Annotated in this window: 12 protein-coding genes; 6 read left to right on the forward strand and 6 right to left on the reverse strand. The window is 53.7% G+C overall.

The window, feature by feature from the left end; all coding sequences use genetic code 11:
- Positions 1–23: 23 nt before the first annotated feature.
- Positions 24–599: a hypothetical protein gene (locus tag B5D39_RS08885; RefSeq protein ID WP_078790118.1), complete on the forward strand. Its 576-nt coding sequence runs from the start codon at positions 24–26 to the stop codon at positions 597–599.
- Between the two features lie 170 nt (positions 600–769).
- Positions 770–1,231 carry an SseB family protein gene (locus B5D39_RS08890; protein ID WP_341865440.1) on the forward strand — a complete coding sequence of 154 codons (462 nt, stop codon included), beginning with the start codon at positions 770–772 and terminating at the stop codon, positions 1,229–1,231.
- Here the strand turns inward: B5D39_RS08890 and tsaA are convergent.
- Positions 1,228–1,746, reverse strand: coding sequence for a tRNA (N6-threonylcarbamoyladenosine(37)-N6)-methyltransferase TrmO (gene tsaA / locus B5D39_RS08895; protein ID WP_078790119.1), 519 nt, complete (start codon positions 1,744–1,746; stop codon positions 1,228–1,230). The genes B5D39_RS08890 and tsaA overlap by 4 nt on opposite strands.
- Positions 1,747–1,892: 146 nt before the next feature.
- Positions 1,893–2,300, reverse strand: a complete 408-nt coding sequence (locus B5D39_RS08900) for a COG4315 family predicted lipoprotein (RefSeq protein WP_078790120.1) — start codon at positions 2,298–2,300, stop codon at positions 1,893–1,895.
- 228 nt (positions 2,301–2,528) lie between these two features.
- Between B5D39_RS08900 and B5D39_RS08905 the strand changes: the two genes are divergently transcribed.
- Both B5D39_RS08905 and B5D39_RS08910 read left to right on the forward strand, forming a co-directional pair.
- Positions 2,529–3,848, forward strand: a complete 1,320-nt coding sequence (locus B5D39_RS08905) for a diaminopimelate decarboxylase (RefSeq protein WP_078790121.1) — start codon at positions 2,529–2,531, stop codon at positions 3,846–3,848.
- 211 nt (positions 3,849–4,059) lie between these two features.
- Positions 4,060–4,431 carry a pyridoxamine 5'-phosphate oxidase family protein gene (locus B5D39_RS08910; RefSeq protein ID WP_078790122.1) on the forward strand — a complete coding sequence of 124 codons (372 nt, stop codon included), beginning with the start codon at positions 4,060–4,062 and terminating at the stop codon, positions 4,429–4,431.
- Between the two features lie 12 nt (positions 4,432–4,443).
- Here the strand turns inward: B5D39_RS08910 and B5D39_RS08915 are convergent, their stop codons facing one another.
- The 3 genes from B5D39_RS08915 to B5D39_RS08925 form a co-directional block, all read right to left on the reverse strand.
- Positions 4,444–4,845, reverse strand: coding sequence for a response regulator (locus tag B5D39_RS08915; RefSeq protein ID WP_078790123.1), 402 nt, complete (start codon positions 4,843–4,845; stop codon positions 4,444–4,446).
- A gap of 105 nt (positions 4,846–4,950) precedes the next feature.
- Positions 4,951–6,915 carry a zinc-ribbon domain-containing protein gene (locus B5D39_RS08920; RefSeq protein WP_078790124.1) on the reverse strand — a complete coding sequence of 655 codons (1,965 nt, stop codon included), beginning with the start codon at positions 6,913–6,915 and terminating at the stop codon, positions 4,951–4,953.
- Between the two features lie 294 nt (positions 6,916–7,209).
- Positions 7,210–8,334: a M20/M25/M40 family metallo-hydrolase gene (locus B5D39_RS08925; RefSeq protein ID WP_078790125.1), complete on the reverse strand. Its 1,125-nt coding sequence runs from the start codon at positions 8,332–8,334 to the stop codon at positions 7,210–7,212.
- Positions 8,335–8,594: 260 nt separating this feature from the next.
- On the opposite strand from B5D39_RS08925, the gene B5D39_RS08930 reads away from it, so the two are divergent.
- Entirely contained in the window at positions 8,595–9,476 is an 882-nt protein-coding gene (locus tag B5D39_RS08930; RefSeq protein ID WP_078790126.1) for a hypothetical protein, read from the forward strand.
- A gap of 193 nt (positions 9,477–9,669) precedes the next feature.
- On the forward strand, positions 9,670–10,338 hold the full coding sequence (locus B5D39_RS08935) for a methyltransferase (protein ID WP_078790127.1): 669 nt from the start codon (positions 9,670–9,672) through the stop codon (positions 10,336–10,338).
- A 151-nt stretch (positions 10,339–10,489) separates the two neighbouring features.
- On the opposite strand, the gene B5D39_RS08940 is transcribed toward B5D39_RS08935, so the two are convergent.
- A partial coding sequence (locus tag B5D39_RS08940) for a HEAT repeat domain-containing protein (protein WP_161947462.1) occupies positions 10,490–10,908 on the reverse strand: 419 nt, incomplete at its 5' end.

The following is a 10,908-nucleotide window of genomic DNA, read 5'->3' on the forward strand; positions in this document are numbered from 1 at the left end:
ATCCCAACAAAAGGAGAGGTACTATGGTTCGATTGTTACTGGTTTTCCTGTGTACATTGTTTGCGTCTGTTGCATATGCCGACAGTAAAGGAGGCTTGATCTGCCCGAATGGAAAGATTGAGGCCAAATCGTTTGGAGCCTACTATGTGCCGGAGAAAGGCAATTTTGGTATGGTTTTCTTCAAGGAAGCTGCTACTGAAGAGGAAATAGATGCGGCTATGGCTGAGCAGGCCAAGTTTTGGCTGGGGCGCGCCCCCAAAGGTCCGGCAGGCAAACGCCTAAAATACCTGCCATTGGCGTTCAAAGTTGTTGGAAAGGTTAACAAATCAGTCAAAAAAGCAGACGCTAATGAACTTGCCAAGGGCTACACATCATTTCACTACGTCTGTGAAAAATCTGAAAGTGTTGTGGACATGGAGATGAAAGAACGGGCTGCCAAGACCAAAGCCTTCATCCAAAACCTTTCTGCCGACATGAAGCAGGGGGGCAAGGTTGACCTGAATACAAAGGGAGATTTTGCCGGAGATCCTAAGGACAAACAAAAAGTCAAGGTGGCCTGGAAGATTCAGGGCAGCACCAAGCTGAGAGTTTACGAGTAACTCAACCGAGCATCAGCAGCAGGCGGATCAAATTCCGTCTGCTGCGCCTCACTTTACCGCCTCACCCGACCAAACCGTTTTAGCACAAAACGCCCCCCTGCTTTGCAGATTGCCGCAACCTGCCATTTCAGCTACTATGCCGAAAATTTTCCCCACACCAAGGAGTTTCCATGGCAACCTCAAGCGAACAACCACAGGCTATGATCGGACTGGATCAGGCGTTACAGACCATGCGTGAAGATATGACCGATGCCAAACGCCAATCAAAATTTTACGATATCTTCCTGAACACAACCTTTTGTGTGCCCACCCTTGACCCAAAAGAACTGGATGGCGACGTCACCCTTGAAGAAGGCCAGATTCTCCCCCTGATTATTGAATCAGAAGGCAATGATTATCTGATGCTATTTAACAGCGAAGCACGGCTGAAGAGCTGGGCCGGAGCGGAAGTGACCTGGGTAGAGGTTCCCGGCCATGTCATTGCAGAAACCACCATGCCGCCGCTTCATCTGGCCATGAACGTCGGCACCGAACACTCAAAACAGTTTCTTCCCGATGAGATCGCCTGGTTGCGAGAGGTGGTGGAGCGCTGCAATGCGGCAGCACCGGAGCAGGAGCCCCAACAAGGCTAACGTAGTTTCCTCGGCCCAGGCGCAGAGTTTCGCCCCTGTTCCGCATCCAGTTCGTCAATCCAGCCTGCCTTGGCACCAGGAAAGGCATCTGCATAGGGCACATACGGCTTGATATCCAGCACCGGTGTGCCATCCAGAAGATCCACCCCCCGCAGATGCAGCGTCCTGCCTTCGACCGACAGCAGCTCTACGGCTGAAAGCCCGATGGAGTTGGGCCGGTGGGGTGATCGGGTGGCCAGAACGCCCCGCTTCGGCCCGCCCCTGGGCGGCTTGACCATACTTTTCCAGCCCTCACTCAGATGAAAGGCAAAGACCAACCAGATCCGCTCAAAGCCATGTAAATCCTGAACAACCTGCTCGTCCAGCCAATCAGCAAGCTCCAGGGTTGCCATTGCCGGTTCCCCGCTTTCCGTCCCCTCCACCACCGTGCCCTGATGGGGTGCATCAATCCGGCGGGTATAGGGCGAATGCAGGATGCCGATCGGGCGATAGGTAAACTGAGTATTATGGGTCATGTAATGAGATATAATTTCAAACCGGGCTGTGGGTCAAGGTTATCAAAAAGACGTGGCAGGATTATTTGCGCACGGTATTCCAGAGTACAACGCCAAAGGGCGACCGATTGGCCGCCCTTTGTTAATGCTGACTTCTATGCTGTCTACTACGGGGCTACCACGTACCAGACATTGTTAACGCCCTGTCCTGTTGTATCTCCCGGCTTCAGATCTTTGAAGAAGTAATACAACGGCATCCCCTTGTAGGTGGTCTGTTTTTTACCGTCGCTCCGTACTATTGCTCCAAAATCACCGGCATTCACACCTTCCGGTACCGTCACTTTTTCAATATTGAACAGAGGCCATTTCTCAACACATGGGCCTGCACAAGCACTTATGCCTACCGTATCCTTCTTAAACAGATACAAGGTCATCCCTTTTTCATCGGTCAGGTATTTTCCGATACCATCCTTGTCCTTAACTCCGACATCAGAGGCAAATGCCATGCCGGTAAACAGCAAGATAACAACTACCATGCTCAGCATACGGGATATCATCATTTTTAGCGTTTTCATGAGTATTTCCTCCTTTGCTCTTTGTTTAATTACACTGTAGTCCCCTGTCTTGGGCTTGTCAAAACAAATAAGACAAAGCAGATCTTGTTGAGATCATATCTACCATTACCATCCAGAGAGCTATTGCACCGAACCGCTCTAAAATGGTACATAGCTAAACTCATATCTTCAGTACATCCTTAAAAGCTCCATAAACGCCTAATCACACTACATCCTGAGGTTACACGCATGTCGATCAAACAATTTGGCCCAACAAAACTGGACGCAACGATTATCCCCCAAATAGCCAAACAGTGGGGCACCCCGGTCTATCTGCATGATCAAAATTACATTGAAAACAGCTGCCAGCAGCTGCTGAACATGCCCAATGCCTTTGGTCTGCATGTGCGCTATGCCATGAAGGCCAACTCTGACCGCACCGTATTGCGGGTGGTTACCAGCAAGGGGCTGGATCTGGATTGCTCATCATTGGATGAAGCGGCCCGCGCCCATGCCGCCGGGGTTCCCTTCAGCCGGATGATGCTGACCACCCAGGAGGTTCCTTCCGGTGAAGAGCGTACTGAGCTGGAAGCGATGGTCAAGGCCGGGCTCAAGTACAATGTCTGCTCCATGTTGCAGTTCAACCTGATCGCCGACTTTGCCAAGGCCAACCAGATTGACCTCTCCATGCGGGTCCATCCCGGTGCAGCAGGCGGCGGTGAAAGCGCCACCCGCGATACCGGCAGTGAATATTCCTGCTTTGGCGTGCACCTGAATGATGTCCCTACGGTAAAGGCCAAGGCGGACGAGATGGGGCTGCGCTTTACCCAGGTGCATGTGCATATCGGTTCAGGTGGTGACCCGGAAAAATGGCGTCAGAATATTGATCGTGAACTGGGCTTTGTAAAAACCTATTTCCCTGAAGCTACCACCGTCAGCTTTGGCGGCGGCCTCAAAGTTGCCCGGATGCCGGGTGAAAAGCAGGCTGATATCGCCAGCCTGGGGGCCTACGCCAAGCAGCGGATTGAGGAGTTCAAGGCAGCCACAGGCCGCGAACTGCAGATGGAGATTGAGCCAGGTACCTTTGTGGTGGCCAACTCCGGCCATATCATCACCAGGATTATTGATAAAAAGCTGACCAACGAGCTGAACTTCCTGATCGTGGATGGCGGCATGGAACTGCTGACCCGTCCGCTGCTGTACGGCTCAGAACACCCAATTGCCATTGTGCGCCAGGACGGTACCTTGCTTTCCAGTGAGTATGACCAGACACCAACTGCCGGACTAAAGTCCTTCGGTATTGTGGGGCGCTGCTGTGAAAGTGGTGACTCGGTCCGCCTGGACAACGACGGCAATATTGTGCCGGTGCTGATTGCCGAGCCGGAGATCGGTGATTATGTGGTGATCGGCGGTACTGGCGCCTATTCCGAGAGTATGTCACCGGAAAACTACAACTCCCACCGCAAGCCGGGCGCGGTCATGAAAACCAGGAGCAGCGAACTGGTACAGATCAGAAAGAAGCAGGTACGTGCTCAGTTGACCGAAAATGAACTGGATGTGCAGTTATAACTGATTTGATCTGTATTGAAAAACGTCATGAGGAAGCACGGCTACAAGGCGCACGGAGCACAGCGACTGAGACATAACAGACAGTTAGGCAAAGAAGCGAGCACCGCGCAACGCCGTAGACGGGCTCCGCAGTAGTTTTTCAGAGAGGCCAGGTGGATATGTATCCCTTGGCCTCTTTGTGTACAAATACAACTCACAGGAGCTAATCACCATGATTCCAGAGACATTGCAGGAAATTATGAAGCAGGATGGCGTGGTGGCAATCGCAACCTTGGGGGCAGATGGACCACATATGGTCAATACCTGGAACAGTTATCTACGAATCACTGAAGATGGTCGTCTGCTGATACCAGCCGGATACATGCATCGCACTGAAGCGAACATCGCTTTCAACCCGGATGTACTAATCACCCTGGGCAGCAGCAAGATCAAAGGCCTGTATGGCCCAGGTACCGGTTTCCTGATCAAAGGCAAGGCGACCTTTATAACCTCAGGCCCGGATTTTGACGTTCTCAAGGCAAAATTTGAATGGCTGCGGGCTACCATAGCCGTTACCATTGTGTCTGCTACCCAGACTTGGTAACCATCAAAAAACCTAAATCAACCCCAGGGTCGCAAGTTCTTGCAGTAATTTTTCCCGGTCAATCGGCTTGGTGATGTATGCCGATGCCCCACAGGCAAAAAAGGAGTTCAAGACGGTAGTAGAGGTACTGTCAGCCGAAATAATGACCACCTTGGATTCCAAATCCGGTGGCACTGCCAACGCCGCCTCAGCATCACGAATATGTTTCAGCACCATCAGGCCATCCATACCGGGCATATTTATATCCAGACAGATCAGATTGTAATGTGAGCCTTCAAGATGGCCCTGATCAAAACGGCAGAGAGCTTTTTCGCCATTCGGGGCGATATCGCAGATAAAGTGATCCTCAAGGATCACCTTCAGGATAAAACAGGTGGTAATATCATCATCTACGATCAGACATCTTTTCGTCATAGTTATACCCGCAATCTCAATCTGTAGCTGTTGACTATGTATAACACAAACATGAAGGGGCGCTGCAATCAGCGACCACGGAAATACAGTGATTGTCCGTTTCCTTCATTCCCGCGGGTTACCCTGGTTTTCAGGGTTCTTCGGGTTCCTGGATCGCTTCATTTCGCTGATGGTGACGGCCAGCTTCGCTAACTGATACAAACTGTTCTTTGTTGCATCACTGAATATTAACTCACCACGGGTGCTGACCTGATCCTTCTCCAGCCGGTAGGTTACGCGCAGCTCTGAAAGGTTATTTTTCAACTGTTCAAATGATGGATCGTCCGGCTGACGGTCCGAAAACACAGCAAATATCTGAGACAATTTCAGTTCCAGCATGGAAAGAGCACCATTGCAGCGTTCAAGCAGACTTGCCGGCATGGACGGACTGTCGGTTTTCTTTCGTTCCACCAGTCCTGTTACCACATCACTGCTTGTCGAAATAGCAATATAGCCGTTGTTAGCAAGAAGATAGTAGCCATTCCCTGAATCGATCCGGTATATCTTGCCGTCAAATCTGGCACTTCTTGCTTCCGGCCCTTCCTGAAGTTTCCTGTGCAGCAGCCTCACCGCGACGCTGTCCGGCTTGACTCCCATTATGATGCTGCCCTCGGCCTTTGACTCGCCGAGGAAGAAGCGCGATGACTGGGGGCCTGGATACTGCCGCCCCGTTGAATTTTGATTGTTATTCCGCGATATACCTTCCAGAACAATGGCAATGTCACCGGTAAAGGAAGCTGCCAACTGTTCAATGTTGGACGTGGTCAGCTTCTCCACCATTTCATCGGCCTTCCGGTATTGTTCTGGATTTGCCAGGCGAAACCGTTCCTGAAGCGATTCAAAGGGAATGTGACTGGCAAGGAATACCAGATACTTATCAGCCGGTATGCTTTCCAGAAACTCCCTTGAGAGAGGAACACTTATAGTTTTGATTTCAGCGAGCAGAGCAGCACCGCTGACCCGTGCATCAATCGTTGCTTTCCCATTGATGAAGTTACACGCGAAACTAAGGCTACTCCCCCGATAGACATCTTGATGATACGGGTAGTTTTTCATCATAGCCGACAGACCAGGCTGATTGACGATCCTTTCCAAATCAACGCTGACCAGGCAGTCATCCTTGCCCTCAAGCCATCTCTTTTTCAGCGAATCACCAGCAATGCTTTCCTCTTTTTTCATGGCCATGATCGCCAGTGCCCGCTGTTTACCCCTACCTTTAGTGCCACCGGGATAGATCAGGGCAAACGATTTGTTCCAGTAGAGGTCGGAGCCACCATCAAGCTTGAGGATTGAAACACCGGCCTCAGTTGATACGGTGCCCGGCCTTAACTTTTTCAGGAATTCAGCAAAGCGGCTCTGGTCCCTGATACCGAACAGAACGCCGGTCCTGGAGCGCTCCCCATCATACGTTTCAGTGAAAGCATAGACATCTTCAGCCAGATCAACACCGCTCTCCTTCACCGGATTTGCCAACAGTTCATCGAAGCGAGGGTACAACCGGCCGCCGAACTCCAGCAGTTTCTTGTAGACCGGATCGTCGGTGGCTCCTTTCAGCCCTGACTTCAGGAAGATCGAAGCGATGTTGCTGCGTGTTACGGTAATTGCCGATTTGGGGATATGTTTCGCATGGGCTGGCTGGATATGAAAGAAGAGTTTGCAGGCGCTGACAATCTCAGGCCTGTAGATCAGGCCTACTACCACCAGCAAGCCGATAACGGCCCATACAATTTTGGAGGAACGATAGTTCGTCTGTATCCGGGGCTCGTTGTCAACAGGCGGGATTAACTCTTTGATGCGTTGTTTCTCGTCATATTTTGCAAAAATGATATGGCAGTGAATACAGGTATCGGACACCATCTGTCCTGTGCCGCATTGCGGACAGAAAAACTCCGGCTCCGCTGTGGAGACGGACTCCCGCAAAACCTGAAATTTGACTTGGCAGTTCCGACAGGTTGCGGTTACACCGCCAACCGGTATCTTCTCATCCGGCACCTCTGCGCTCCACTGACAACCGGGGCAGGTAATCTTCATATACCTCACCTTAACCTTGGGAACTCTCCGCTTCTTCTCAGACACACGGTTGTTGCCCTTAAATGTTGCTATTTAGCAAGTACGATTGAATGTAACATGATCAACATGGAATTCAACGCATGTATCGCCGTGGACAGTTAAAAATGCCGTACGCGGGGGGAAGGTCTTGAAATATCAGTTTTCACCGCTGTTGATCACCTTGCTGATCGTCGTGTAATGAACTCCAAGGCCCTGCGCTATCTCCTTCAGCGTGTAGCCATTGGCGGATCAGACGGTTACGCCCCTGCTCTCCGGTCAATGCTCATCACCAGCCAGAATGGCTGCCACCCACCGGGCCAGCAGCGTCAACTGTTCCACCGGCATCCGTTCTTGACAGGTATGCACCTTCTCAAAACCGCAGCAAAGCACAGCCGTTGGAATACCGCATTCGTTAAAGAAATTAGCGTCTGAGCCGCCGCCGGTGGAACGGTGGCGCACCGGCAGCCCCAGGCTCCGGGCAGCTGCCTCAGCACGGCGCACCGGTGCAGAATTTAAGTCAAGTTGATATGAGCGGTAGTTGGAACGGACGCTGATCTCCACACGTCCCCCTGCCGTCAGGGTTGCATCCTCCAGAGCCTGCCGCATTGCCGCCACCTGAGCAGCCAAACGGGCCGGATCGGTAGAACGAGCCTCAGCACTCAGTTCACAACGATCCGGCACAATATTGGTCGGCCCGTCAGCCCGGATACTACCGATATTGGCAGTGGTCTCGTCATCAACCCGCAAAAGCCTCATCCGGGAGATGGCTGTGGCGGCAATCTGGATAGCCGATATCCCTTCTTCCGGGGCGATACCGGAGTGGGCCGCTCGACCGTGAATCACGGCAGACAGGCGCACCTGCTCCGGTGCCTTGACGACAATCTCCCCCACCGGCCCGCCAGCATCCAGCACAAAGCCACAACGGGAAACCAGCTGCTCCATGTCAAACTGTTCTATCCCCAGTAAAGACAGTTCCTCAGCCACACTGAAGACCACCTCCAACGGAGGATGGGGCAGCCCCTGCTCACGGAACAAGGTAATCCCCTCCAACACCGCTGCCAGACCAGCCACATCATCGGCCCCCAGTACGGTACTGCCGTCACTGACAATATACTCACCTTTGATCTGCGGCCTTACCCCGCAGCCCGGTACCACCCGATCCATATGGCAGGAAAACAGCAGCGTCTCGCCAAGTCCGGTCCCCGGCAGCGTGGCGTACAGATTACCTGCGTTACCGCCAAGCCGGGCACCGGCGTCATCCTCTGTCACGGCAAACCCCAGCCCGGTCAACAGCGCGGTCAGATGATCAGCCATGGCCCGTTCCCGGGCTGACTCGGCATCAATGGAGCACAGCTCCATAAAGGTGTTCATCAGGCGTTTGGCGTTAATGTCAGGTATCATGGGCAGTATCCGTTTTACTGAGGTTGTTGTTTAAGAGAGGCATCATGATACCTGTTCCGGTACTGACAGGCAAGTTACAGACAGCCCGAGGCCCGGAACAGGATTTCATTCAGTGTCGGCGGGCAGGCATCGGCATCAATCGATGGGTTTCAGCCGGATTACTAGTTACTGACTATTGTAGCCGTTTGTGTATACTCAAGCTGCCTGTGGCTGTAACACCAAATCCAGACAGTTAATCTGTCCCCCCGAAGGAGGCCGTCATGAAGACAGGAGTTTCTCTTTTGCTGGCGTTGTTTGCAGTCATCTGCTTCCCGCTGCTCTCACTGGCCATCGATTCGGGAACGGCCAGTGGATCGCTCACGGTTGGCGCGACCGTTATGAACCTCACCCACTCCTATGCCCATCTGCATGACAATGCCGAGGACGGTCCGAACAGCAAAAAGGAAATGCGGATCCTGGTGGCTGACCGGGTGGTCCAGCAGGAAGCCATCGCCGGTCTCAACCCCTTTTTCACGCTCTCCGCAATGGTGCGAAAAGGAACCGTCCGCGGGGTTCTGGTACGGTTTGATCCCGCCAAGCCGAAGGAAGTTGTTGTTACGGTCCTCTTTCCGCAACAGGAAGAGCGCTACTCGCTGGGCAACAAGACCATCAGCCAGAGCGAACGCAGCCCGCTCGACAAACTGGTGATAACAAACTTACGGGTCAGCGCAGCCATGGAGCAGAGCAGCGAAGGCAACCCGGAACAGGGATGGCCGGCCGAAAAATATGCCTTCAGCTTCAACGCCCCCCTCTTCCGGGAACCAGCCGTGACCGCCACCCTGAAAGGCAAACAGGCCTTGAACTCCCCGCAGGTCAAGGCGGTGCTGGCCAAGACGGCAGCCATGGCCAAAGGGGATTATGCAGCTGTAAAGAGCGTCAGTACGGAGCGGTCAATCGAGGAGATGGACGGATTCATGGCACAAGGCAAGGATGAGTCCATGACGATGATGGCAGAGGCCGGCAAACAGATGGGACAGGCGGTGAAAAAATTCCCTCTGACGCTGGTTGTGCGGGGGGACCGGGCCACCCTGCTGATCAAACAGCAGGACGGCAGATCCATGGTCGGTCTGATGAAACGGTCAGGGGTCTGGCTGGTGGACTGACACGAATGCTGTGCTTCATAGTTCTGCCATAATGGGTAAAAAAGGCGGCCGATTGGCCGCCTTTTGAATTACGTATACTCTCCCCGGAATTCTGGCCCGAATGTTCTATTAATTTCGGTATGCTTTCCAACCGTTTGACGGTATCCTCCCCCACCGACTGCACCGACCACCCTACCCTGACCAGGAATCTACCATGGACCGATCATCCCGCAATTACCTCAACACGCGCCACCTTGACCGGTTCACCGGAGATTCTCTGTTCAATCGCATCGCCCGGTCCGTATGTGCGGCCGGCTGTCTGCCGCGCAAGGAGTTGTATGAGGCATGGGAGGTGGCCCGTCGGGTGCGGCGGCGTTTCCGCGGCGGTCGTGTAGTGGACTTGGCGTGCGGTCATGGTCTGCTGGCCCAGATTCTGCTGCTGCTGGACGATAGCTCACCGGAAGCGCTGGCAGTAGACCTGCGAATCCCGGAAAGCGCCGGAACGTTGGCCGCCGCCCTGGAAGCGACCTGGCCACGGCTGCGCGGGAGGGTTTGCTTTGAACAGGCGGATATGGGGCAGGTTGCGCTTACACCGGATGATCTGATCGTCTCCGTGCACGCCTGCGGCGGGCTGACCGACCGGGTGCTGGATCGGGCGATTGCAGCCGGGGCCCGTGTAGCGGTGCTCCCCTGCTGCCACAACCTGGACCAGGGAGACTTGGGGGGGCTGGAGGGATGGCTGGATGGCTCGTTGGCCATCGACGCCACCAGGGCGGCGCGGTTGCGGGCTCATGGCTACCGGGTCTACACCCAAACCATCCCGTCGGATATTACTCCGAAAAACCGGTTGTTGCTGGCAGAACCGACATGTCGGGCAAAGTGATGGGGTGAAGCGGTATGGCTGACCAGCAGCGGGAATGAAACAACAAAGGCGGCCGATTGGCCGCCTTTTGAATTAAGTATAATATCCCCAGAACACCGTAGGTTTCGTTTTCGCCAGAGTCACACATCTGTCGTTGATCACATGGCGCCCATCAGTTGTGTCGCTCACGGACAGGCTTTGCACTACTGGACTTTTTCACCGCCTTCTTTTTCGCTCCGACCCTAACGTCCCACCCCATGTGAGCCGAGAGGGTGGCGACTTGGGCATCGATGTCGTCAGGACGGATGCCTACCTGCGCTGCTGCCTTCTCAATGTGTTTGCGCGAAATCGGTTTGAGGGGATCAAGATACGGCCCAATGCCATCGAGATCTCGCGTCGGCAAAATGTGGCCGAACTCGGAGTGCATTTTGCCCAGTGCCGAACATGCCGCACCACGCGTTTCAGCATTTGATCCTTGGACTATGCACTGGACGAGCAGTTCACGGGTGGTCTGATCCGGCCACTTCGCCGCCAACACTCTCACTGCGGCGCTGCGGGTTCTCACGTTGTCATCCTTGACGGCGCGCAGGG

The organism is Trichlorobacter thiogenes (assembly GCF_900167465.1).
Lineage (GTDB): Bacteria > Desulfobacterota > Desulfuromonadia > Geobacterales > Pseudopelobacteraceae > Trichlorobacter > Trichlorobacter thiogenes.